The following is a 24,463-nucleotide window of genomic DNA, read 5'->3' as shown; positions in this document are numbered from 1 at the left end:
AAATAACCAATGCCCAATGTCTATTGTCCAGTTACCGTTGAAGTTTAAATTAAAGGAATAAGGAACTATGGCTCAAATTCCAGCTTCTAGCGATCGCCAATTTTCTGCCGATACTGAAATTTGGTATAGCCTCAAATGTGCGATTTCCACTAGTTCAGGTTTTCAACGTTGGCAACTAGAACGCGGTGCTCAATTGCATGGAATTTACTTGGAACAGCAGGTACAGCGGTATTTACGAGAAACTTTAGAAACTTTAGCTTACTAAAAACCTAATAAATCTTGTAAGCTTGTTTGCAAGCGGCGGAGTTGACGGTATGCACCCTGCAAGCGATCGCCATCAACTTCCACTTCATTTGTGGGATAATTCTTAATAATCTCAATCAGCGACACTTGCCCGTCTTGATTCGCAGAAAGTACCAAAGCGGCTCGTAAAGCTTGCCGATTTGCTCTTTGAGACGGTGTAGAAATAACTTGACTAACTCGATCCAAAATAATATTACCAATCTGGCTATTTAGTACTTTATCTAAAAATACAGGGTTTACCTTCACAGGCTTTGTTAAATACTGACGAATGGCTTTGGGGTCTTGTCGCGCCAAAGCTAAATTAACTCTTAGTGAACCTGAGAGTTCACCTGTTTGGGCAAAGGTGGATAGTTCCTCTACAGAAAGTGATTCACGGAAGATACCATACTTCAGCACTACTCGTTCTGCTGCAAAGGCAGGAGTAGACAAAAACAGAAGACAGATAATGCCTACTAAAACTAAGACGCGACGCAGCCCTAAAAAATTAAAATGCATTTCTCCTGATTTCCAATAGGTTTGCTTTTTTGTGATGATATTCCAGCAGAATTAGTTGCAGCATCTAGCTTTAGGGAATACTAAAAATCGTCTTATCCCCATAGTGCCCCTAAGAAAATTTTCTGAATAACACAATATAACTAATGTATAAGTTCTGTGACCTATATAGGGAATTTAGCTGAATCAGTGCTAATCATCCAGTATAGTTTTGCATGGGTTTTAGAGCAGCTACAAGGCTGTTATCTTTAACCTTGTTCGACATACCGTAATTCAGACATATCACAGACTCAAAAAATGAAATATCGGGGTTCTTACATTTCTCTAGCGAAAAATTTTCGCCTTCTTTCCAGCAGTCATCTCAGATACACTTTGCGTTTGGGAGCCGGACTAACGGCAATACTTGTTGTTTCTAGTGGGTCAATACTACTACCTAGTGAGGTTAATGCTGGTGCGACTCATCCAGAAAATATCGCCCCAACTCATACAGCGCAAGCTCCTACAACTGCCGCAGCGATTTATGTTAATCCAGCAACTGGTGCAGATAGGGCTGGTGCTGGTGCAACCTCGGCAGCACCCTACAAAAGCATCAGTTTCGCTCTCAGTCAAGCCCAAGCAGGTGCAGTGATTCAATTAGCACCTGGTAACTATAACCAGGAAAGTGGCGAAACTTTCCCACTTTTGCTTAAACCAGGGGTGACACTGCGGGGTGATGAAGCTAATAAAGGTCAGGCGATATTGATTACAGGTGGAGGCTTTTACACTAGTCGTACCTTTGCCAGACAGGACATTACCATCCTTGCCGAACAAGATACCACGATTACCGGTGTCACCGTCACCAACCCAAATAGCCGGGGTACAGCTGTGTGGGTAGAGTCAACTAATCCGACTATCAAAAACAGTACTTTTACTAACAGTGTCAGAGAAGGTGTTTTTGTAACCGGTACAGGCAATCCCAAAATTGAAAGTAACCAGTTTGTGCAAAACAAAGGCAATGGGATTTCAGTTGTTAGAACTGCTCAAGGAGAAATTCGGAATAACTTATTTCAGGATACTGGTTTTGGTCTGTCGATTAATGGCAGTTCCACACCCCTAGTTGTGGAAAACCAAATAGTCCAAAACCAAGACGGTCTTTATATCTCAGAGTCAGCGAAGCCCATATTGCGTAAGAATGTTATTCAGAACAATAAACGGGATGGAGTAGTAGCAATTGGTAATGCTCTACCCGACCTTGGCACTAACGAAAATCCTGGTGGAAATCTTATTCGCAATAACACTCGTTATGATGTGAACAACGCCACTAAAACCGGTCAAATTGTCGCTGTTGGCAACGATATCGATCAGAAAAAGATTTTCGGCTCAGTAAATTTCGTTGCTGCAACTGTTGATGTACCCCCTGGAGGGCCTGTTGCCTTTAAGGATGTGCCAGCAAATTACTGGGCAAAAACCTACATCCAAGCTTTAGCCTCCCAAAATATTATTGCTGGCTTTCCTGATGGCAGTTTTAAACCCAATGAACCTGTAACCCGCGCTCAATTCGCCACTATTGTTACTAAAGCCCTAACACCAGCAGCCAAACGCGCAAGCATTCAATTTAAGGATGTAGCAAGCAATTTCTGGGCTTACGCTGCCATTCAATCTGCTTACCAGAGTCAATTTGTTTCTGGCTATCCCGATGGCACTTTTAAGCCACAGCAGCAAATTCCTAGAGTGCAGGCGTTAGTCGCTTTAGCTAATGGTTTGGGCTTAACTGCAAGTAATCAGAATGTCCTTTCCTTTTACACTGATGCTGCCCAGATTCCTAATTATGCGATCGCACCTGTTGCCGCCGCAACTGCACGGCAATTAGTAATCAACTATCCTACAGCGAAGCAACTCAATCCTAATCGTGAAGCGACTAGAGCCGAAGTTGCTGCCTTTGTTTACCAGGCACTCGTCAATGCTGGACGTGCCCAACCAATTCCTTCATCTTATTTGGTAACAGTTCAGTAAATGTCTAGTTAGCAAATTGGAAACGCCAGACTAACAATTATCAGTCTGGCGCTTCCAATATAGTGGTTTTTTAATTTTAGGGTTTTTAATCATAAAAGTTGGGGTCTTTAAATATAGCTGACCCCATTTGAATATGATTGGGTTTATAGTCAGGGTCTTTATATTGGCTGACCCCGTTTCAACGATTTCTATTTTCTCAGAAATTTTTGCTTTTTGGGATTTCCTAATAATTTTTTTATTTTTTCTTTCTAGATATTTTAATCTTCATAAAAGCATGAGTAAATTTGAAGAAAAGATATATTAAAAGAAAGTAGTCAAAAATTAACTAGCTAAGATTTCTCCCTTCAGGAATTAGGATTTTTACCCGAATTGGGGCGTTGTTGCCGACGCTGTTCCCACCGCCAGAGGAAAACCATTAAAGCAACTATTCCGACTTGGAGAGCTAAACTAGGCAAAGCATTCTCAACATTGCGTCCGGCAAGCACTTGGAAGAAAAAGATGAATGCACCGAGTAAGCCAGAAGCACCAAAAGCAATGTAGAAAAATTGTCGGAAGCCGCGATAAGGAGCAGCTATTTCTGCTTTCAGGCTGGCATATTGTTCAGCATTAAGACGATTTTTGGGATTTTGATCTACCATGATTAAATCATGTTATACTTTTAGATTGTGTACGCCGATGTGGCTCAGTGGTAGAGCAGCTGATTCGTAATCAGCAGGCCGTGGGTTCAAATCCCATCATCGGCTTTGATGAAAGTATTCCTCAATATTAGAGTTTGACACAAATCATGTACAGTGACTAATTATCTGTGATCGGTAACACATTGATGTCGTTGTGACAAATTATTGTCATCAAACCTAGATTATTACTGATGATGGTGATTATGTGACAGTGCCAGTAATTCAGGTATTTACTACTAATTCGGGAGCGTAGGCGAAGCCCGTCGCAGACATCGCTGCAGCTATAAATCAAGGCAAACTTATAACTAGATGAGCATTGTCCTAACCAACTGCCAGAAATTACACAGCAGTTACTCGCATCTTCAAAACCCATTACGTACGGCGCGTTGGCGTTTGCGCAGTGTCCTGTTGACGCAGCCTCTCGTAGAGAAGGGGAGCCTACCGTACCCCTTTGGGGAAGCAAGCTACGCGTAGCGTCTGTCTGCGACACGCTGCGCGAACGTAGAGAAGGTATCGCTTCCCAGACGAATTACTAATTATTTTGGTGGAATTTTCCCGTCATTCTGAGCTTGTTTAATCGCTCGTTTCACAATTAACACCGCCATCTGAGACAAAGAACGCTCCTCTGCATCAGCCAATTGTTGCAGGGCTTCTTTGTCTTCTTCTTCCATGTAAATAGTTACTGTAACTTTTCCCATATCACCATCATAAGCGATTTTGTTTTTTTCTAACTTTATCACATAAAAACACAGCAATTAACATAAATTTAATTGGTTTTTATGTATAATTACTGATAAGTCAAAAGCCAGCCATCAACTTTCTCAGGGCGGATGCTGGCTTTTGGCCCCCCTATCACAGGAGACATTTCCTATGTTAAAGCCTGTTAGCTACAAAACAGATCAACACAAAGCTTATCAACAAGCTTTAGATGATTTCGGCATCACAGAATTACTAGCAAAGCTCAACAACTACTCTGACGCTGACTTTGATAGCACCTGGATACAACCCCAGCAGCAAGAAATAGAAAGTCTAGCTGCAATTCTGATATCTGGGTTAACTCACAGCATCAAGGGTAAGTTGATTGCCAATTATCTTAATCTCATCCGGCATAGTCACCAAGATATAGTCCCAGGTTTGATTAACCTGAAATACCCAGACGCATCTATTGAGCTTCCCGCTAACTTTCCTGATGTAGCGAAGACACCCAGATTTTTATATGGCGATCGCTTGCGTTGGCTCTCTCTTGAAAGCGATACTGACTGGGGTATTGTCATTGGTCGATTTTATAGCTTTGCTTCTCATCGCTGCTGCTGGAGTTGGTGCTACCTGATTTGGTTGAGCAAAGACAGTCCCAGTGCGGATTGGACATCTGCCGATATTGCTTGGGAAGAAGATTTAGAACCCATTAGCGAGGAGACAAAGTTATGAATCCTCATCCACTCAAGCAACGAGAGCAAGATTTGATGCAATTCTACAGTTATTGTCAACTAAGCATGACTCCCAAGCAGTTTTACTCTAAGTGGCAGGTGAACTACGAAGAAATAGCTCAGATTTGCTCTCGTTCCCTGTCCACGGTTCGACGCTGGTTTGCTAGAGGTAAAAACTACCGCCGTCCCATGCCTAATGATTTACGTCACCTGGCGCTGATGAACTTTTTGCTGGAACACTTTGAAGAGATTCCCGAAGAACTGTTGCAGAAGCTGTGTTTTCTAGACGAAAGTGAGTAGAAATTGAATCTAATTTCAATATCAAAATGATATTTCTTGCCAGCTACCATCACAGTAGGCTGGCTTTTGTCTTGGAAATTACAGATTTTAACAGGAGAATTTCATGACTTATCTTGAAAAGCTCAGTCCTTGGTGTATAGTCCGGCTTTTACCTAATATGCAGAATCAGGTTGTAGCTCGTTTTCGTCGCCGCAGCGATGCCGAAGCGCATTTACAAGTTTTGCGCCGACTCATCCCCAACGTGAGTTTTACACTAATTTTCAATGTGGTTTTAGAGCAACAAGATTTGACTGCTTTAAAGTAATACCATTTCACGAAATTCTTGATACAAATTAGTTTTCTTGCTTCCCCTGCCTGCCTTAACAGATAAATTTGCTTAACCAAACCGTATTTGCCTCTACTCCCATTTTCAAGTCAGGTAAATTATTGCAGCAATGGAGTTGTGCCATTACCGTTAGTTGACGCATTCGCAATTGTAGCTTGAGTAGCTTGAGTAGGTTGAGTAGTAAGAACTGTTACAACTGAAGTAACTTTTGAACTAGATTGTTTATTTCGTTTTCGATTAGAGCCGCCAGCTTTGGAATACTCTATACTGTTTCTGCCGTAGACAGTTGCAACTCCACTTAGCATTCGTTCAGACATTTCACAGAGGGCTTTATCCATCTGGGTTACTGTTTTACGCGATTCTTCCAGATTGGACACCAGCGTATTATTAGCTTCTACCATTGCACGGGTAGTATTGATTAAGTGGTTGTAGGCTTCAATAGTTAACCCATGTCCTAAATCCAGATTTTCATCAATAGATTTAAGCAAGGCGAGACGAAGTTGGGCTTTGTCAACAGCAGCAGAACCACGAGTTTTTAAAGACATAACACATCCTTTTTTAATAATTCCTTTTTCAACATAGTGGAGTATCCTTTTGCCTGAGATGGGTAGTTTTGTGGATTTATTTCATTAAAAGTTCAACGAAATAATTACGAGTTTGCCTGTGTTTTTACTCATTTTTCATATCGATTTGTTGTTTAAAAATAAGTACAATCAGCAACAGTAATCACAAAATCAATAAATGCGTACCCCGAAATAACAAATGGGTATCCCGAAATAACAAATGGGTACCCCAAAATAACAAATGGGTACCACAAAATAACAAATGCATACCCCAAAATAACAAATGGGTACCCCGAAATAACAAATGAGTACCCCGAAATAACAAATGAGTACCCCGAAATAACAAATGAGTACCCCGAAATAACAAATGCATACCCCAAAATAACAAATGAGTACCCCGAAATAACAAATGCGATCGCAAAATCTATAAATGTGTTGGAGTAGCCCAACCCAGGCATCGCCAAAATCACAAACGATAAATTAAAACTGCTACGGGGCGATCGCTTAGAATAAAGCAAGTAATGAAAAAGTTAATTCATTGAGCTTCAGCAAATGCCTTCCTACTTGGTCAATTTACCTGTTCAACTACAGCAAGAGATAGAGCAATGGGCAACTAGCCAAGGAATTTCCCTCGATCAATTTATTTTGTGGGCAGTAACAGAAAAAGTTGCCTCCCTTCGCCATCAACTGAACGACCCCTCCTTTCCCTTGATTAGCTATCGCATTGGAAACAGTGGCCAAAAAGTTCCCGTTGTTAGTGGTACAGGAATTCGAGTGCAAACTCTAGCGATTGCTGCTCATCAGTGGGGCTGGTCTTGCGAGCAAATTGTCCAACAGTATGGTATTACCGAAGCTCAGATCAATGATGCACTGGGTTTTTACACTGCCCATCGTACCGAGATTGATGAAGCGATCGCTACAGAACAAGCGATTGAAACTGCTGGTGTCTAAACTCCTGCTGCATTTAGATGCAGACACCTCCATTAAAGCATTGCATACGGCTCTAGTTGCTCTTGGTCAGCCCTTTCGGGGAAGTCAAAAGTCAAAAGTCAAAAGTCAAAAGTAAGAACAGGATTGGCAAACTCAAGCTGAAAGGGACTCGTGACCTCCACTTCTACTCCTTTGACCAGATTAAAAGAGTCAGGTTGGTCAAACGTGCCGATGGCTGTTATGTGCAATTCTGTGTGTCTGTTGAGCGCACAGAAACAATTGAGCCAATTATACTGTTACGAGTAATGACAGCTAAAAAACTTAATCTAATAACAGATTGACTAACTAAACCACTGGATTGAAAATCATCATCATTAGGTGAAATGATTTCATCAAAGTTAGGAATATATTGTTTTAATTGTGTACTAATTCCACATATCAAAAAGTCTTGATATTTTGGCATTTATCTCAAAATCAGCGTAGGACGGTTTTTTATTTCTCCATTTGCTTGAGGAATAGGAGTTAGTATGATATTATCTTATTTCATAATTAGGGTTATATTCTTTAATTGATTCTATAGCATATTCTGGTTCATCTTCTGCATAACATTGATTTAAGTTATTTAAAGAGAAAGATTGCCAATTTTCTGTTTCTTCTGTATTGGTTTCTAAAACGGTTACATCTTCGACTTGTGGAAGTGTTGAAGATTTAGTGATTAAATATTTGGCATAATGTAAAAGTTCAATTTTCAGGGAACTGGGCAAATTTTCTATGATTTTCCATAGGGCTGTTTCGGTATTCATACATTACTCTTTTTGGAATTTAGAAGGATTAATATTATTTATTATTTTGATTGTAAGGTACAAGATCGGCAATCACACTATTTTGTAGGAGTGATGTCTGCGACGAGGAAGGCGATAAGCCTAACGGCATAGCTTCTCTACGAGAGGCTGCGCCAACGCTTACCGCAAAATCAGTATATTGTCTAAGGTATCCATTGCACAATTACCTCTTGCTTTGGGTTAAATACAAGTAAACGTAAGCGGTTTCTTAGAAATATTGCTCAACTGCCAAACCCGGTAAACTGACGTATATAGGGTTCGTGAAACGCCAAAATAATATCTTGCTTGGGTACTCCTATTTCTACCAATCGATTGGCAATTCCTTCTTCAGTACCATCATGTTGAATCCATATTTTCCCATCTTTAATATCGAGATGTAGAATACAGCCAAAATCGCGTTTATTTCCCCGCCAACCGACATAAAGTAATTGATAGTGGTCTTGTTGTTCATCGAAAATTGTTTGCACTTCATACTCTTGGGCATTTCTTTGCATCGAAGCTTGCTTTTGCCGTTCGCAAAGAAGATGTCGAATATATTGCCGATATTTTTCTACAGCCATTGACGAATAACCTCCTCTTGTACATCGTAAATTATCAATCGTAATTGATATTTTGCAACTGCCGATGTAATAAATTTCCGTTGAAAAAAACTTTCATAAATTGGTACGCGAACAGCTAAATAAAGTTGGCGTTCTGGTTCAATTTTATCTAGGGCATCCCGATAGTTTAAAAACTGCCCCAAGGCTGTATGAAATTCGGAAACATTCGATGGACTAATAAAACTTTTAATTTCTACCGCTATTTTTCGTCCTTCTCTCTCTGCCCCTAAAAGTTGCTCTGCGGCTAAATCAATCTCAAAATCTACATCATCCACATTTATTTCATAAGGATCAGCCGTAATTTTCCAGTCGTCTTTTTCTAAAGCATTTCTGACAATATTATGAAATCTATCTTTTGCCATATTAATTAACTATCTTAAATATTAGGCTGGTTCAAGTAGATAATACACAATATTCGCTTAAATCCGTATTTAAACTTAGGGTTAGTTTGGTAGTAATACCCAAAGATATGCAAGCGATGGCTGGGTTGGGCTACGCCAAGGCATCCTCTTTGTACCTGAAGCCGCTACTGGGCGCAAAATCAGTATATTGTCTGTTCACAAGTAAAAAACACTCATCCACGAGGTTCTTTCATTGTCAGACACACATCATTTGTGATGAAATCCTACACTTTTCTGGAATTTAGGGTGTTGGTGTTGAATTTTTCTTATGATCTAGTTGCGTCTCATACCCTTACCTATGAACGAACTGCGTCAGCAAGCCTATTTCAATCTCATTCAACGCCTGTTGAATTGCCGTACTAACGATGAATTCCAAGAAACTTTGGCAGCAAACCAAGAATTAGTAGATATTGGCTTCTTGCAGACAATAAAAGCAGTAGCACAGTGGTTTTCACAGCAAGGGGATGAGACGACAGCAAATTGGTTGCAAAGTTTGGCAATGCAACTAGGGAAAGCGTTGAATCTAGATAATAAAGCAGATTTACAATCTCTCAGTGAGGAGGAGATACAGACATATTACCAATTCTTGATGGAGGTACTACAAGCAACCGCAAACAGTAAAGGTAATTCTCAGGTAATTTACTCCTTGCTGGCAAAGAATATAGACAAACTCGACGGAGCGTTTGCAGAACTATTGCGCCGTTGGGCAACAAATACCCTAGCCGAAGCGGAAACAGATAAAGCAACATTCATCGCCGCAGACATTAGTAATTTTAGCAATCTCATTCAGCAGTTTCCTTTGGGTAGCAAAGCCAACAACATCGAAATTGCTATTACTGGGTACGGAATCGCACTCACTGTATATAAACGCAGTGCCTTTCCTGTAGATTGGGCTGGAACGCAAAATAATTTGGGGAATGCTTACCGTAAAAGAATATTAGGAGAAACATCGGAGAATCTGGAAAAAGCCATCGCTGCATATGAATTGGCTTTGGAAGTCAGAACCCGCAGTGCCTTTCCTGTAGATTGGGCAATGACACAAACTAATCTGGGGAATGCTTACTTATACAGAATATTAGGAGAAAAAGCGGAGAATCTGGAAAAGGCGATCGCTGCATATGAATTGTCTCTGGAAGTCAGAACCCGCAGTGCCTTTCCTGTAGATTGGGCAATGACGCAAAATAATCTGGGGAATGTTTACTCTGAGAGAATATTAGGGAACAGAGCGGAGAATCTGGAAAAGGCGATCGTTGCATATGAATTGTCTCTGGAAGTCAGAACCCGTAGTGCCTTTCCTGTACAATGGGCAATGACGCAAACTAATCTGGGGAATGCTTACGTTAACAGAATATTAGGAGAAAAAGCGGAGAATCTGGAAAAAGCCATCGCCGCATACGGATTGGCTCTGGAAGTCAGAACCAGCAGTGCTTTTCCTGTAGATTGGGCAATGACGCAAAATAATCTGGGGAATGCTTGCCTTAGTAGAATATTAGGAGAAAAAGCGGAGAATCTGGAAAAAGCGATCGCTTGTTATACTGCTGCTTTAACTATCTACACCAGAGAAGCTTTGCCTGTAGATTGGGCAATGACGCAACATAATCTCGCAAATGCCTACAGCAATAGAATTAAAGGAGACAGGACAGATAACATCGAAAAAGCGATCGCTTGTTATACTGCTGCTTTAACTGTCAGAACCAGAGAAGCTTTGCCTGTAGATTGGGCAATGACGCAACATAATCTCGTAAATACTTACACGGAGAGAATTAAAGGAGACAAGGCAGATAACATTGAACAGGCGATCGCGGCTGCTACTGCTGCTTTAACTGTCAGAACCAGAGGAACTTTGCCTCAAGATTGGGCAGCAACACAAAATAATTTGGCTGCTGCCTACAGGGAGAGAATTAAAGGAGACAAGGCAGATAACATCGAACAGGCGATCGCTGCTTATACTGCTGCTTTAACTGTCAGAACCAGAGAAACTTTGCTTCAAGATTGGGCAGCAACGCAAAACAATCTCGCTACTGCCTACTTTAAGAGAATTAAAGGAGACAAGGCAGAGAACATCGAAAATGCGATCGCTGCTTATACTGCTGCTTTAACTGTCTACACCAGAGAAGCTTTGCCTAAAGATGGGGCAGAGATTTTATTCAACCTGGGAATTACTTATCAAGACGCAGCCCAGTTTGCCTTAGCGTACAATACTTTTGAGTCTGCCATTGCCACTATAGAATCTTTACGGGAAGAAATAGTATCTGGGGAGGAAAGCAAACGTAAGCAAGCTGAACGCTTTAACCAAGTTTATAGCTGCATGGTAGAAGTTTGCTTGGAATTGGATAAGATTACCGAAGCGATTGAATATGTTGAACGTAGTAAAACCCGCAATTTAGTTGAACAAATTCTTGAACGTGACTCTAAAACCATCTTCCCTCCAGAAGTAGTCACTCAATTAGAAAAATACAGGGATGAAATAGCCGTAGGACAATATCAAATCCAAAATGGCGAAGCTGAAAACCCAAAAGTCCTTGCACAACATCTTCAACAATTGCGACAGCAGCGTAATGAATTGCAAAACCGCTATTTACCCGTTGGTTATGGTTTCAATTTCGACTCTTTCCAAGGTTCTTTCGATGAGCATACAGCCATTATCGAGTGGTATATTCTCAACGATAAAATTCTGGCGTTTATTGTCACAAAGCTAGGAGAGGTAAAAATTTGGGAATCTCAACCAGAAGATTTAGAAGCTTTGTTTAATTGGATCAATCAATATTTGCAAAACTACTACACTCAAAAAGAGCAATGGCTGAATAGCTTAGGGGTAGAACTCAAAAAATTAGCCTCAATTCTGCACATTGATGAAATATTAACCCAGATACCAAAGCACTGCGATCAACTCATCCTAATTCCCCATCAATTCCTGCATTTATTCCCCCTTCATGCAATTCCAGTAAATCAAAATTTGAAAAATTCGTCTTGTCTTCTGGATTTATTTGCTGGTGGTGTCAGCTATGCACCCAGTTGTCAACTACTGCAACAAGTACAACAGCGACAACGCCCTGATTTTCAATCTCTATTTGCAATTCAAAATCCTACAGAAGACCTGAATTACACCAATTTGGAAGTAGAAAGCATATTATCTTACTTTCCCTCCCATCAAGTATTATCCAAAAAGCAAGCCACAAAAGCTGCCTTATCCCAAGCAGCAACACAATTAAAAGAAGCAAATTATCTCCACTTTTCTTGTCACGGTTCTTTCAACTTAAATTATCCCCAAAATTCTTTTTTATTATTAGCAGATGCCGATGTTTACCCTATTCCTGATGATGCTAACCCAGAAAGATATCTCAAAGTTTCTGATACGAAAGCTGTAGATTTAAGTAAATGTTTGACATTGGGTAATTTATTTGAACGAACCTTCGACTTTAGTCAAACTCGTCTCGTAGTTCTCTCAGCCTGCGAAACAGGTTTAATTGACTTCAATAATACCAGTGATGAATATATCGGCTTACCTAGTGGCTTTCTCTATGCAGGTAGTAGCAGTGTTGTAAGTAGTTTATGGACGGTAAACGATTTATCAACATCCTTTTTGATGATTAAGTTCATTCAAATTTTAAAAAATGCTACAGATATGTCAATACCACTTGCTATGAATCAAGCCCAGCGTTGGTTGCGGGATGCTACTAAAGAAGAATTGCAGGAATGGGTAAAAAAATTGGCGTTAGATAGCACTAAGAAAGGAAAGATACGTCGTCAAATTAATAATATGACTGGAGAGCAACCATTCAACTCTCCCTTTCATTGGGCTGCATTTACTGCTGTTGGCAAATAGGAGAATAATAATGTCCGATCATGAAACAACTGTTAATATTTTTATCCATCTGCTGAATACTCAATCTTCTCTATTTTCAGCAGAGGATAGAATTACACTAATGAAATTGATTAATAACCAACCTGATGACATTAAATTTTTATCCAATGCTATCTCCGATTGGCTGTCAGAACATCCTGAAGTAGAGAAAGCTTTAGCAGAATTTGAGGAAATAGGACGAAGAGGGCCAGGCGATAAGCAAGCAAATACAAATATTCCCAAATACGAACTTGATAAAAAAAATATACTTAATGAGATTCAACAAAGTTCGTCATCTGCTAAAGAGACAAAAAAACCAACTTAGGCTAAGAGGTTGTTTGAAAAGTGATATGTTGTAATTTTTATCGAATTATTACCCCCCTTAGTCCCCCCTTATAAAGGGGGGAAATAAGAAAATCCGGTTCCCTCCCCTTTATAAGGGGAGGGTTAGGGTGGGGTAAAGTATCTGAACACCGCGACATTTATCTTTATTTTAAAATGGATTATTTTTCAACAGTAAAGATAGCTTATCCCAAACTAACTCTTTATGCCTTTCATCTGAAGCATAGCCTGTCACAAAAACCTAAAATTCCTGTAAAAAATGCCAACGATTTATGGTTAAAATGCCAGCAGCTTGGTAAACAACTTGGTATTCCTAAACTAGAAACTTTACCTGAACTGATTGAAAAAGCAAATAATAAAAAAACTAGTATCACTGGAGAAATACTTACCGAACGTTTATTAAAATTTACCGCCATCCAACATCAACAAAATCTACACTTAAGTGGTGAAGCTAATCCCCTAGAAATTCACGATACCTACGCACTTGATTTAACTCTACGTTATCCTTATCCAGAAGTAAAACTTGCTGAATTAAGAGGGCTAAATCCAGATGATTGCTTACTTTCTAAAAATATCAAAGTTTCTCTAGGACAAACCCTAGTATTTTTTGCTCAACCTGTAGGAAAAATAGATAATGAACAAGCATTCGCTGATGCTTGTGTCAAAGCATTATTATCAGAAGAAACTGTCCGAAAACTAAAGATTTATCGTCAGCATCAAGGGCAATTATTAGGTAGTTCGATATTTGAATATGAAAATGATCCTGACTGTCCTGAAGAACAGTGTCATTTACTAATTTGGTTAAATACCCATTCCCTAAGTACAGAATTAGAAAACAAGGGAGAATATTATTATCCTTTAATTGACCTTCTTCTTTGTCGCAGTAAAATTATTTATGCTCGTTCTGAAGCTATATGGTGTTATGAACAAGCTATATCAGCTTATTCTGATCTGGAAAAGTATAAACAAGAATTTCAAGAGCAAAAAAATAACTCTAGAGATTCAAAATTTGATAATTTAAATCAATGGCTACAGGAAATACCAGAAATTTCTTTTAATTATGTTGATTACTTAAGAAATTTAGAACTGCACAGAACTACAATTAAAACTAATAGTAAAAACTATCGTTTATATCTTGACAAACTAAATAAAATAGGCATTAAATCAGATAATTTAGAATTTTTGTCCAACTTCCTAGAACTAGCTGAAGATACCTTTGTCGAACAAATTAACACAAACTTAGCTTATCTTACCCCCGGTCAAAACCTCTTTGACCAGATGATTGGCACTATTCGCGGCATAGTAGAGTTAGAACAAGCCAAACGCGATCGCTCTTTAGAACGCACCATCCAAGTACTAGGTATAGCCTTTGGTGGCGGTGCAATAGTTTCTGGTATTGTCACCCAACACATAGATAAACCCTTTGCACCACAGATAAATTTCAAGTACCCAGTTCACCCCTTGGTGTCATCTTTACTTTGGAGTGTTTTAGCTACGGCGATCTTTGGTATAGTGGCGTGGTGGGTTACTCAACCGAAACCAGAGAGAAATAAATAGAAGTAGGCAGAGTTAGAGCAAGTTATCCTACTGACGCTACATCAACAGTAGGAATAATCTTGCTGTGCGATGTCTACGACGGGCTACGCCTACGCGCATTTTCGACAACCAGAAAAATTCACGCTATTTTGGGTTGATATGCGATCGCTCCTTCAAGTGAAAGCCTGGAATTATTACTCAAACTCAGTTTCGCAGAAAGATTTTAACAAATCAATACAGTTAGCGATCGCCTTCGTCGTAGAGACAACCAAAAACTATAATGAATGCATAAAGCAACCAATGCAAGGTTAGGAGAATCTAAATAATGCAGGCTCATAGCAGTTCAGAGCAAAGGCTACTTGAAAAAATTCAAAAGCTGCCTCCCGAACAAGTTTTGCTAGTTGAAGATTTTATTGATTCTCTGGAGCTGCAAAATACAAACCATAGCCTTACTTTTGCAGCAGCAAAACTTTCTGAACCAGTTCTGCTCAAAATCTGGGATAACCCTGATGATGCAGAATATGACAAACTATGAATTTGGTGATGTTATTTTAGTACCGTTTCCCTTTACTGACCAGAGTACTACTAAAAAACGTCCAGCAGTAGTTGTGAGTTCTAATAGCTATCAACGTGAGCGTTCTGATTTAATATTGATAGCTATTACTAGTCAAGCGAATCCAGCAACTTCCTTTGGTGAAATCACAATTACTGGATGGCGAGTAGCTGGTCTTCTTAAACCTTCAATTATCAAACCAGTTTTGACTACCATAGATAAAGGGCTAGGGATTAAAAAGTTAGGGTGACTTCAGGAGCCAAACCTCAGACTTTGCAAAACCTTTTTCTGGCTATTTTGGGTTGATATGCGATCGCTCCTTCGAGTTAAAGCCTAGAATGATCAATCAAACTCAGTTTCGCAGAAAGCTTTTAACAAATCAATACAATTAGCGATCGCTCCTAAATGAGCAATTTCATATCCATGTGTATTTTGTGTGGGAAATGCCAAACACGCAGCACGCCCAACATGGCCAAATTTCATTGCAATCGAAGCATCACTACCAAACTGACTTAATATCGTTAGCTGCACTGGTATATCAAGTTGCTTGGCTGATTGGCGCAGTTGTCCATTTAACCCCTCATCATATATTCCATAGGCATCTTGAGACAAAAGTACAGGACTTTCGCCATCCTTAATCGGATATTCCTCAGATAATGGACAAATTTCTAAAGCAATCAACGCATCCAAACGTTGATTTTGGGTGAAAAATAGCGCCCCAATTGCTCCCACTTCTTCTTTAGCTGACGCTACTAAATAAACATCGACTACTGGCTGTTTGAGATTTTCAGCCAAAGCTAGCAAAATGGCAACAGAGGCTTTGTTATCCAAAGTGTAACCAGCAATATGATCCTTTAACCGAATTGGACGCTTGCGATGTTTGCCAATCACCATTCTAGTTCCAGGTCGGATACCAGCTGCTTCTAATTGAGCAAATGTCAGCTTCGTTTCAATCCAGGTATTTTCCCACTTAACAATAGTATCTTCCTGCTGCACTTTCTGGGGCGATTCGTGAGAAACATGGCGGGAACCAAAGCTGAGAATACCGTTGATGGTTTCGTTATCTCCCAATAAATCTACAACACCCTCGCCATAAACCCACGGGAAAGAACCGCCAAGTTTGCTGACTTTGACACGACCTTCATCACCGAGACTCTTGACAATTGCGCCAATTTCGTCTTTATGCGCGGTAATAGCGATCGCTCGGTCTGGATTTTTCCCTGGAATCTTGGCAATAATATTATCGGCGCGATCGCACCAGACTTCTACACCCAGAGCCGCAAATCGTTGCATCAACAACTGGTTAATCTCAGCTTCTGCACCACTAGGAGAATGGTGCATGATCAATTCTTCAATAATTTCAAATAGGCGATCGTAATCCCACATCAATACAATTAAGTTTAGTTTTCAACTGTTGTATGAGACAATTGTGCATCAACAACCTGATTTACTGATACAAGTACTGACCTTTTTTGTTGACCAGAAAGAAAAAGGTACAAGCCCCTAAATTTATTTTGGTGGTTCTTAATCTTAATTTTGACTTTTGACTTTTGACTTTTGACTTCCCAGAAGGGGCTGACGCTTCAGCACTCCTATCGCACCAAAAGCACCAAGGGCTAAAATCCCCAAGTTTATCGCAGGTTCAGGAACAGACTTAGCCTCAATCGCCGCCAGTGCAGTGTCTGCTATCACCTTATGAACAGCAGTTGTTGGGTGGAAACCGTCCCAGATAAGAAACTTGTTGTTACCTGGGTTACATATATCTAGCCTAGATAGACAAGACTCGGTTACATTCGTAAAACCCAATGCGCTTGCCTGATTAAATAAAGAATAAGTGTCAATAGAGATGATGTTGAGATTCGGATTTTGATTCAAAGCGCTCACAGTGTTTGCTAAACCCAAGTTGAACTCACTAGTAGATTTGCTAAGGGTTGTAGGGTTGCGATCGTTGATTTTAGCTGCTGGTAGCTGTCCCAAATCTGGTAAGTTAAACACCAAAATATTTTTTGCGCCGACTCCTACCAGAGTATTCAACGCCAGGGATATATTGCTGATTGGCGTAGTAGAGTCTTCGGGGTTGAGAAAAAAGAAATCATTCGCACCTCCCCACAATGTATAAAGTGCATCTGGATCAGCAGTTTGATTATTTGCTTTCAGAGTTCCAGCAAAACCAAGGACTTGTTTGAGCACTCCCGGTAAATTTGGATTGGGAACGACAGCATTACCTAAACCAGAGCTAGCACCACCGAAAGCGAAGTTTATCCCTTGGGTAGGAGGTGTGGAAGGAATAGTAGTGAATAAAGTGGGCTTTAATCCTAGCTGATTTCCGAGATAATCCACCCAGATCGGCCCATCAGAAAAACGTCCATCAAAGTAAGGTGGGCTTTGAGGATATGTTTTACCGGTAGCATTGTATATATTGCCTGTATCGGAAAGACTATCGCCAAATACATAAAGCCGATCAAAACTCACAGCCGAGGCTTTGGTCGGCAACATGAAAGAAAATAGAACAAATCCTACTGCTACAGCTTGTTTCTTCATATTTGTTTTACCTGTGGTTTTTTTAATTTATTTAAAAGCAATAAAAGGGCGATAGTCTGACAACTTAGTCTTTTGAAGATACTTCAAAACTAAGTACGTCTATTGAGTTAATTTACGTTGTTTTACTTAACTATGCCTCAAAAATTCATCAAACACAGGTAAAAACTCTTAAAACACTTAGATTTACATTTTCTTGATAAAAAATAGGTATATTACAAAGAAATCACAAAATTTGTATACTAAAGGGCGAAATTGCCAACTTTTATGCTGTATGGACTAACTGCAACTAAATCAGGTAGACCATTGTAGGCATAGCTTTAACTTTGCTTTAATTTCAAAGCCTCAGTAGCCGATACACCCTCACTCTGACTGCCGAAATACCACAAAGCCGTAGCAGCCTCAGCACGAGTTACTGGTTTTTTGGGTTGAAACAGAGTCGTATAGCCAAACACTCGACGAATATTCGATTGTTCGCCATTCTGGTAATCAGCCAACACTGCTCTTAAAGCCTTAGAGTCAATTCTCGCTGCGTCTTGGAAACCCCAGGTTTGTTTGACTGCATCTAAGTTAGCAGAGGGTAAAGCTTGGCGAGTATCTAAGGGTAATTTCCATAGCAGTAACTGTTCCCGCGTTAGAGGTGCATCAGGACGAAACAAAACTACTGTAGAATCTCCAGACAAAGGACTGGGAATTAACCCAGCTTCGGCTAATCCCTGAATTGCTGAGAAATCAGGGTCTTTTGTTGACACATCACTAAAAGCTGGTTGAGTACTTTCTGATGCCAAGCGAATTTGTTTAGCTGGATTGTTGGCATACACAGCATTGTTAGCAGCAATTAGCCAACGGGCATATTCCCGATGTGTAACGATTTTAGCGGGTTCAAACTGGTTATTTGTGTTAGTAGAGTTGCTCTTGGTTGTCTTTGCTTCTATAGATAAAACACCTAATGTAGCCAAGTCTTGGATATGTTGCCGCCATTCTTGTGGGGCTTTATTCAGATCGTTGAATACTTGAGATTTAGGGGTGGCTGTAGGGATTGTTTGGTTATTAGCTGTGCTTAGTGGCTGTGCTGCCAAGTTTGTGGGTGGTATTGGGCCAATAAACTGTGAATTTCCCGGTTGAGGAACGGCGTTAGTAGTTTCGTTAGTATTTGTATTTGGGGTAGGTTGTGGCGTTGCGGTACTATTCGTTACGTAATCAATCAGTAATTCAGTGGCTGTTTGGGGTTGATTAGGTTTGGCATTAGTAACTGATTGAGGCTGAATGGAAACCTTCAACAGCAAATCATTACGGCGTGCCTCAAAAGCACCTCCCGCATCATCTGTTGGCTGTCGTAAAACCTGCCAGTTATTTGTTTGAAACTGGCTGCGATAAAAGCTAGCAATAAAATTACTGGGGTCAGAACTTAACCAACGAGTTGAGATTTTGTTTTCTGAGCCGCTAGCAGGTGTAACTTCCTGTAGTTTGGCATTGGAATATAAGGGTATATCTTTAGGAAAATCAGATGGTAACTGAACTGCTGATTCATTTTGCTGTGCTTGCGGTTGATTACCTTGAGATTCTCCAAAGACAACTCCATCGCTTTGCAGTTTCGGATCTGCCGCCAAAGATTGCTCAAGGTTTCTGGCAACTGGACTATTAGCACAGGCTGTTAAGGAAGTGAGTATAACAGCCCAAATTAGAAATACAGCCGAACGTTTACAGGGAAGCACAGGAAATCACAAATTGAGTTTCAATTCCTACCCTAGCGCAGACTGTCCATTAAATGGGAATGAGGCATGGGACATGGTTATTCTCCTTTATTCCCCTGCTCTCCTCTGACTCTATATATCACCAAAAAACATTACCGACTCACTACGTCTTCTTCGTAAATGTCTATGTTGGTGATAATATCTCCAAAAATGAGTAAACGGTAGCAAAAGCTACCGTATTGTCTTCGTTTTACAGCCATTAGGTTTTGATAATTCCTATGCTTATTTATAGAGTTCCCTAAAATTCTGGAAAACTAACATTTTTGCAAAAAAACATAAATAAACCTGAAATCCTTGCTAGATAAGAGTTTTATGAGTTGGGAGTTCGTAGCAAAGACTTTAGGATTTAGATCGGGACTAGAGCTACCGACTACAAACCAATCGATACTAGATTGTGAACCAATTTTTCAGAGAGTTATCTAAACATCCAAGTTGTAGAGCAGATAACTGGTCAAAAAACAGTTTAGCTAGCAAAAGCTTGAATCTACTTCTAGATGCACTAGTTGTAATGCGATCGCCAAGCAATTGAAATGATAGACTAGGAATAAAGCCCCCTTTAGCCTCACCCAAAGAGGGGAATAGATTGAGTTAACTAACACTGGCTGACAATCGATTCTGAAAATTATTCATCTGACGATCGTAATGTGAGTCAGACAAAATCTGAAAAATGCCAGTGTTAAACAATTCTAGGAACTTAGCGTAAGTTCGTTATTCTTGGCAAGTGGGGTAATAGGTAAAGCAGTCAAGTGTCGCAGCAGTTTCCCTATCTCTCAAATTGATTTTCTGGAGAAAGTGCTACTTGTGCTGTAGTCAAGAATTTATTAACAGCCTCGAAAGCAGTGAGTGCTGGCTCTAAAAGTGCGTAGTTTACCGCCGTAGGCATCGCCTCTATAGTTATCCAAAACTTTCCCTCAATCAACCCATCCCCTGTTATTCTTGGATAGGGCTGTGGTTCTTTTAGGAAAGCTGGAAGGTGCGCTTCGCAAGTTATAGAAGTAGTACAGAGTTGACTTTGGCTGTTTGTCCCAATCCTAGTTAATGATTGGCTATAAGCGAAAAAGACACTTCATCAAATGCACTAGCGTTTGAGAAAACCCTCTACAAACTTGGTCTGAACAGTTAACAGCTTCCTGATAGATTAGATACAATGAGCATCTGTGTTTTCTTGGGCGTAGGCGTAGCCCGTCGTAGACATCGCTTGCTCAAAGCGAGTACTCAAATTAACATGGTGCTGCACTAGCCGATTTGACATAGTATTAAACCTTTCACCTGCTGGCTTTGGGAAAATTTTTGATTCAGGGCAAATTAAGACTTATATTCAAGGGGCTTGGGTGTTTCTTGGAGATAAAGTTAACCAAAAGGGAGTAAAAGGCTGAAAAAGATATGTCTGATGTCAAAAACGCAGATCGGATAGGAGTATGAAAATCTAAAATAGATATTAAGAAGAAAAAACAACGACCATCGACAACCGTCAGTCCTTTTTACTTTCTGTAAAGCGTCACCGGGTTGTTACCAGTGCTGAAACACGATTACATGCAAGTTTCCCAGGATCAGCCTACTTATTCTGAGGCTCCACTCCAGCTGTTACTGTTTGTCGATGGACGCCCCAAGTCCCGTCAACAGGTACAGCGAATACGTGCTTACTTAAAAGAATTACAGGCTGAGTATAGTTTTGAACTTCAAACTATTGATGTTGGTCAACAACCTTACTTAGCAGAACACTTTAAGTTGGTAGCAACGCCAGCTTTAATCAAAATTCACCCGGAACCACGACAGGTTTTGGCTGGGAGTAATATCATAGCGCAATTGAAAAATTGGTGGCCTCGCTGGCAAGCCTCTCTAGACGCCTATTTGAAATTACAGGAAGATTTACAAGAGCGTATAGACGATACTGTTAGGGCGACATCACCCAAATCCACTATCCGTTCAGTTGCTGTTTCTGCCGAACTCATCCGACTCTCAGACGAGATTTTTCGCTTAAAACAGGAAAAAGATAACCTCCAAGAGCAGCTACAGTTTAAAGATCGGGTGATTGGGATGCTGGCACACGATCTCCGTAATCCGCTAACTGCTGCCGCGATCGCCATCGAAACTCTCCAATCTAACTACAATTTAGAGACAGGCCAATTTCAGCGCCTCAAACCATCCTTGACAGCGCATCTATTAAAACAAGCCCGTAATCAAACTAAGATCATCGATCGGATGATTGCCGACCTTTTGCAGGTAGGTCGTGGCAAAGATACAGAATTTCCTATACTACCACAAAAGGTACAGCTAGGTAAACTGTGCTTAGATGTACTAGAAGAATTGTGCGATCGCTACACCGCCAAATCCCAAGAGGTCGAAACAGATATTCCCAATGACTTACCTTATGTATATGCTGACCCAGAACGCATCCGACAAGTGCTAGTAAATCTGTTGGATAATGCCATCAAATACACCCCAGAAGGTGGCAAGATTAGCATCGCCGGATTGCACCGCACTACCCAAAAAGTTCAGTTTAGTATTGGCGATACTGGGCCTGGTATTCCTATAGAGAATCGCGATCGCATCTTTGAAAACCACTTCCGCTTGCAACGGGATGAAGGTACAGAAGGTTACGGCATTGGCCTTTGTTTATGCCAACGCATCGTTCTGGCACATTATGGCCAAATTTGGGTGGATTCTGCCCCCAATAACGGAGCATGGTTTCACTTCACACTGCCAGTTTATCCTTCTTAGGGCATAGGGCATAGGGCATTAGGGCTTGGGCATTCACAAATGACAAATGACAAATGACAAATGACAAATGACAATTAAGAACTTGAGACAAAGCGATCGCGTCCCCCAGCCTTTGCTTGGTAGAGTGCTTTATCTGCCAGCACGATCAACTCTGAAGGTGAAGATTCCCAAGTCGGGACAATAGTTGCCACGCCCATACTGAGAGTGACGTGCTGACTCACCGCAGAACCGTCATGAACAATTTGCAAATCTTTGATTCCCGCTTGGATCGCGGCGGCAACGTGAAGTGCGCCAGATGCAGGAGTGTATGGCATAATCACAGCAAATTCTTCACCACCATAACGCGCTACTAAATCCTGATGTTTTTGTGCCTTAAGGCTTAAGACAGCGCCCACCTTTTGTAAACATACATCCCCTGCCGGATGGCCATATTTATCATTATAAAATTTAAAAAAGTCGATATCACACAAAATCATTGACAAGGAAAATCCCTCTTGTGCGAGATTAATCCATTGAGTATTGAGATAATCGTCAAAGCGGCGACGATTAGCCAACTCAGTTAAGCCATCTACATTGGCAAGGTGATGCAAAGCTTCATTTGCCGCCTCTAACTGTTTGTATACTTGTGCTTGCTGTAGCAGTCGGCGCAACCGCTGGCGTAATACAGGCCAGTGAATTGGCTTAGTGACATAATCAGTAGCTCCCGCTTCAAAAGCACGGTTTACAGATTCTTCATCGTCCAAGCATGTGATCATCAAGATGGGAGTGCGCTCCCATATCTTGGAGATAACCGTATTATTATGGTTCGAGTCAGTATCAAAAGTGGCAAGAGCTGAGATTAAATTATTCCTGGCAATCTGGAGCAAGTGCTTACAGCAAGTAAAGCCATCCATCACAGGCATTACAGCATCTAGCAAAACTATATCCGGTTTGATAGTATCGTAGGCATCTAAACATTGCTTACCATCATTGACCTCGACCACTCGATAACCTTCTTGTTCCATTGCTTTACGCAACAATACCCGGATGGTCTTGTCATCATCAGCCACTAGAATCAGTGGTGGTTGCTTAGAAACAGTAAATGGGCTTATGCCTGACATGAGTTGCCTTCCACTTGCTGGACTATCCTGAAAAAGGCTGTGCAACTCAATTGCATAGGGGCGATCGCTATTTTCATCAATGCCAGGATTTGCGGCAAAGGTTTGTCTGGCTTCACAATCAACTGTTTTTTGACAATGGACTGCCCAATGTTGTTGGGCAAAGCTTGCGGTAGATAAATAAGTTGCATAGACAATCTGTAATTGGAACACGAAGGCAATTGCTACCTTTTTGTTCACCGATGGTTATGGGAGGAAATGTTACTTTTATATTTCCCTATTGTTCAAGTCGAATTACGATTTTTTTGAGAATTACAAATACACACCTTAATTCTTTAGTTGTGTAGTTAGTTGAGAAACCTAGCGATCCAGAGCAAGGCAATTGCCAAAGTACCCTCAGAAGATAGTTAATACTAAATACTAATATCACCTGACTGAAATTTTTTTAGTCTATTCGACAAGGCTTGCTGAGGTTTAGTATAATTACATAAGATTGAGATTAAACTTAGTTTAAAGCTTTATTTTCAAGTGATCTATAACAATTTCGTTCTACCCATAAACCGCCCATAGCTACAGTTTTGCAGATCGTACTCAATTCTGTTTTAACCGACTATAACTTTTTACCAGTCGTTGTTAGACGAATGAGTACTATAAACCTATTGACATTCCCTAAATCTTTAAAATGCCAGACTCATTAATGTATCAGCAGGATAATTTTGTTGTTCTCGAAACAAATCAACCAGAACAATTTATGACATCACCAGAGTTATTAGAAAAGCTCAAAACAACTCTTCAACAACTCATAATTCAAGATTTGCCGCCTGACTTGCAAAAATTTGATACTGTGGAAGCTCAAGCACAATATTTACTTGACACTAGCTGCAAATTAGATATTAGCCCTGGGCAATATTTACAGTGGTACGCAGTTCGTTTAGAAAAGTAAGTTTTTGGTTAAGTGCTTAAGAGAAGCCCAAAAAATTTTAAGATTTTAAGTAAAAGTTGCTGCTCAGATTCCCGACTTCTTAAAGAATTCGGGCAGGGAAATCGTGGTTAAGGGAATTCCAAAAATAATAATTACTAATTCATAATTCATAGTTAAAGACACTGTACAGTAGACCACACACTCATCAAAAATTTAGTGGTCAACAAGAGAATGGAGAGTACAGGAGCTACCACTAATTGTAATTATGAATTATTAATTATGTTGACTGTTGTAAAAATATGGGT

The 24,463-nt window shown here is 40.3% G+C and carries 25 protein-coding genes, 1 tRNA gene and 1 pseudogene; 16 read left to right on the top strand and 11 right to left on the bottom strand.

Annotation, left to right across the window (positions count from 1 at the left end):
• Window positions 1-67: 67 nt before the first annotated feature.
• Entirely contained in the window at window positions 68-265 is a 198-nt protein-coding gene (locus V7K41_RS27670) for a hypothetical protein (protein WP_334853431.1), read from the top strand.
• Here the strand turns inward: V7K41_RS27670 and V7K41_RS27665 are convergent.
• Window positions 262-798: an alpha/beta hydrolase gene (locus V7K41_RS27665; protein WP_334853429.1), complete on the bottom strand. Its 537-nt coding sequence runs from the start codon at window positions 796-798 to the stop codon at window positions 262-264. The two genes, V7K41_RS27670 and V7K41_RS27665, sit on opposite strands and share 4 nt — an antisense overlap.
• A gap of 294 nt (window positions 799-1,092) precedes the next feature.
• On the opposite strand from V7K41_RS27665, the gene V7K41_RS27660 reads away from it, so the two are divergent.
• Entirely contained in the window at window positions 1,093-2,787 is a 1,695-nt protein-coding gene (locus tag V7K41_RS27660) for a DUF1565 domain-containing protein (RefSeq protein WP_334853427.1), read from the top strand.
• A gap of 344 nt (window positions 2,788-3,131) precedes the next feature.
• On the opposite strand, the gene V7K41_RS27655 is transcribed toward V7K41_RS27660, so the two are convergent.
• The gene (locus tag V7K41_RS27655; RefSeq protein WP_334853425.1) at window positions 3,132-3,425 is read right to left on the bottom strand and encodes a DUF3493 domain-containing protein; all 294 of its coding nucleotides are present in this window, start codon (window positions 3,423-3,425) and stop codon (window positions 3,132-3,134) included.
• Between the two features lie 33 nt (window positions 3,426-3,458).
• Between V7K41_RS27655 and V7K41_RS27650 the strand changes: the two genes are divergently transcribed.
• Window positions 3,459-3,530, top strand: a tRNA-Thr gene (locus tag V7K41_RS27650).
• 470 nt (window positions 3,531-4,000) lie between these two features.
• On the opposite strand, the gene V7K41_RS27645 is transcribed toward V7K41_RS27650, so the two are convergent.
• Entirely contained in the window at window positions 4,001-4,204 is a 204-nt protein-coding gene (locus V7K41_RS27645) for a ribbon-helix-helix domain-containing protein (protein WP_334853423.1), read from the bottom strand.
• 130 nt (window positions 4,205-4,334) lie between these two features.
• Here V7K41_RS27645 and V7K41_RS27640 point away from each other — a divergent pair, with 130 nt between their 5' ends.
• From V7K41_RS27640 to V7K41_RS27630, 3 genes are all read left to right on the top strand, one after another.
• Window positions 4,335-4,892 (top strand): hypothetical protein, encoded by a 558-nt coding sequence (locus V7K41_RS27640; protein ID WP_334853422.1) that lies wholly within the window; start codon window positions 4,335-4,337, stop codon window positions 4,890-4,892.
• Window positions 4,889-5,191: a helix-turn-helix domain-containing protein gene (locus V7K41_RS27635; RefSeq protein WP_334853420.1), complete on the top strand. Its 303-nt coding sequence runs from the start codon at window positions 4,889-4,891 to the stop codon at window positions 5,189-5,191. Before V7K41_RS27640 ends, V7K41_RS27635 begins: the two co-directional genes overlap by 4 nt.
• 103 nt (window positions 5,192-5,294) lie before the next feature.
• Window positions 5,295-5,495, top strand: a complete 201-nt coding sequence (locus tag V7K41_RS27630) for a hypothetical protein (RefSeq protein ID WP_334853418.1) — start codon at window positions 5,295-5,297, stop codon at window positions 5,493-5,495.
• A gap of 119 nt (window positions 5,496-5,614) precedes the next feature.
• On the opposite strand, the gene V7K41_RS27625 is transcribed toward V7K41_RS27630, so the two are convergent.
• Window positions 5,615-6,061 (bottom strand): hypothetical protein, encoded by a 447-nt coding sequence (locus V7K41_RS27625; protein WP_334853416.1) that lies wholly within the window; start codon window positions 6,059-6,061, stop codon window positions 5,615-5,617.
• A 570-nt stretch (window positions 6,062-6,631) separates the two neighbouring features.
• On the opposite strand from V7K41_RS27625, the gene V7K41_RS27620 reads away from it, so the two are divergent.
• Both V7K41_RS27620 and V7K41_RS27615 read left to right on the top strand, forming a co-directional pair.
• Window positions 6,632-7,030 carry a DUF433 domain-containing protein gene (locus V7K41_RS27620; protein ID WP_334853414.1) on the top strand — a complete coding sequence of 133 codons (399 nt, stop codon included), beginning with the start codon at window positions 6,632-6,634 and terminating at the stop codon, window positions 7,028-7,030.
• Window positions 7,031-7,143: 113 nt separating this feature from the next.
• Window positions 7,144-7,296: pseudogene (locus tag V7K41_RS27615) on the top strand (RNA-guided endonuclease TnpB family protein); the annotation flags it as partial.
• A 246-nt stretch (window positions 7,297-7,542) separates the two neighbouring features.
• Here the strand turns inward: V7K41_RS27615 and V7K41_RS27610 are convergent.
• From V7K41_RS27610 to V7K41_RS27600, 3 genes are all read right to left on the bottom strand, one after another.
• Entirely contained in the window at window positions 7,543-7,812 is a 270-nt protein-coding gene (locus V7K41_RS27610) for a DUF2281 domain-containing protein (protein ID WP_334853412.1), read from the bottom strand.
• Window positions 7,813-8,072: 260 nt separating this feature from the next.
• Window positions 8,073-8,345 (bottom strand): XisI protein, encoded by a 273-nt coding sequence (locus V7K41_RS27605; protein WP_442943299.1) that lies wholly within the window; start codon window positions 8,343-8,345, stop codon window positions 8,073-8,075.
• Between the two features lie 56 nt (window positions 8,346-8,401).
• Window positions 8,402-8,812, bottom strand: a complete 411-nt coding sequence (locus V7K41_RS27600; RefSeq protein WP_334853408.1) for a XisH family protein — start codon at window positions 8,810-8,812, stop codon at window positions 8,402-8,404.
• A 337-nt stretch (window positions 8,813-9,149) separates the two neighbouring features.
• Between V7K41_RS27600 and V7K41_RS27595 the strand changes: the two genes are divergently transcribed.
• The 6 genes from V7K41_RS27595 to V7K41_RS27570 all read left to right on the top strand — a co-directional run bounded on the left by V7K41_RS27595 (window position 9,150) and on the right by V7K41_RS27570 (window position 15,376).
• The gene (locus V7K41_RS27595; protein ID WP_334853406.1) at window positions 9,150-12,677 is read left to right on the top strand and encodes a CHAT domain-containing protein; all 3,528 of its coding nucleotides are present in this window, start codon (window positions 9,150-9,152) and stop codon (window positions 12,675-12,677) included.
• A gap of 10 nt (window positions 12,678-12,687) precedes the next feature.
• Window positions 12,688-13,020 (top strand): hypothetical protein, encoded by a 333-nt coding sequence (locus V7K41_RS27590; RefSeq protein ID WP_334853405.1) that lies wholly within the window; start codon window positions 12,688-12,690, stop codon window positions 13,018-13,020.
• Between the two features lie 173 nt (window positions 13,021-13,193).
• Window positions 13,194-14,594: a hypothetical protein gene (locus tag V7K41_RS27585; RefSeq protein WP_334853403.1), complete on the top strand. Its 1,401-nt coding sequence runs from the start codon at window positions 13,194-13,196 to the stop codon at window positions 14,592-14,594.
• A 69-nt stretch (window positions 14,595-14,663) separates the two neighbouring features.
• Window positions 14,664-14,885, top strand: coding sequence for a hypothetical protein (locus V7K41_RS27580; RefSeq protein WP_334853401.1), 222 nt, complete (start codon window positions 14,664-14,666; stop codon window positions 14,883-14,885).
• Between the two features lie 13 nt (window positions 14,886-14,898).
• Entirely contained in the window at window positions 14,899-15,108 is a 210-nt protein-coding gene (locus V7K41_RS27575; RefSeq protein WP_334853400.1) for a toxin-antitoxin system, antitoxin component, Xre family protein, read from the top strand.
• Window positions 15,095-15,376: a type II toxin-antitoxin system PemK/MazF family toxin gene (locus V7K41_RS27570; RefSeq protein WP_334853399.1), complete on the top strand. Its 282-nt coding sequence runs from the start codon at window positions 15,095-15,097 to the stop codon at window positions 15,374-15,376. The genes V7K41_RS27575 and V7K41_RS27570 overlap by 14 nt, the downstream gene beginning before the upstream one ends.
• A gap of 92 nt (window positions 15,377-15,468) precedes the next feature.
• On the opposite strand, the gene V7K41_RS27565 is transcribed toward V7K41_RS27570, so the two are convergent.
• The 3 genes from V7K41_RS27565 to V7K41_RS27555 form a co-directional block, all read right to left on the bottom strand.
• On the bottom strand, window positions 15,469-16,512 hold the full coding sequence (locus V7K41_RS27565; protein WP_334853397.1) for a M42 family metallopeptidase: 1,044 nt from the start codon (window positions 16,510-16,512) through the stop codon (window positions 15,469-15,471).
• A gap of 144 nt (window positions 16,513-16,656) precedes the next feature.
• The gene (locus V7K41_RS27560; RefSeq protein WP_334853395.1) at window positions 16,657-17,667 is read right to left on the bottom strand and encodes an SGNH/GDSL hydrolase family protein; all 1,011 of its coding nucleotides are present in this window, start codon (window positions 17,665-17,667) and stop codon (window positions 16,657-16,659) included.
• A 317-nt stretch (window positions 17,668-17,984) separates the two neighbouring features.
• On the bottom strand, window positions 17,985-19,379 hold the full coding sequence (locus tag V7K41_RS27555; RefSeq protein WP_334853394.1) for an S-layer homology domain-containing protein: 1,395 nt from the start codon (window positions 19,377-19,379) through the stop codon (window positions 17,985-17,987).
• A 1,554-nt stretch (window positions 19,380-20,933) separates the two neighbouring features.
• Here V7K41_RS27555 and V7K41_RS27550 point away from each other — a divergent pair.
• Window positions 20,934-22,139, top strand: coding sequence for a histidine kinase (locus tag V7K41_RS27550; RefSeq protein ID WP_334853392.1), 1,206 nt, complete (start codon window positions 20,934-20,936; stop codon window positions 22,137-22,139).
• Between the two features lie 74 nt (window positions 22,140-22,213).
• Here V7K41_RS27550 and V7K41_RS27545 read toward each other — a convergent pair whose 3' ends face one another.
• Window positions 22,214-23,239, bottom strand: a complete 1,026-nt coding sequence (locus tag V7K41_RS27545; protein ID WP_334853673.1) for a PleD family two-component system response regulator — start codon at window positions 23,237-23,239, stop codon at window positions 22,214-22,216.
• Window positions 23,240-23,918: 679 nt separating this feature from the next.
• On the opposite strand from V7K41_RS27545, the gene V7K41_RS27540 reads away from it, so the two are divergent.
• A complete protein-coding gene (locus V7K41_RS27540; RefSeq protein ID WP_334853390.1) occupies window positions 23,919-24,179 on the top strand; it encodes a chlororespiratory reduction protein 7 in 261 nt (86 codons plus the stop codon).
• The last annotated feature ends 284 nt before the right edge of the window (window positions 24,180-24,463 follow it).

Source organism: Nostoc sp. (assembly GCF_036917415.1).
Lineage (GTDB): Bacteria > Cyanobacteriota > Cyanobacteriia > Cyanobacteriales > Nostocaceae > Nostoc.
This window is presented reverse-complemented; position numbering and strand designations above follow the sequence as displayed.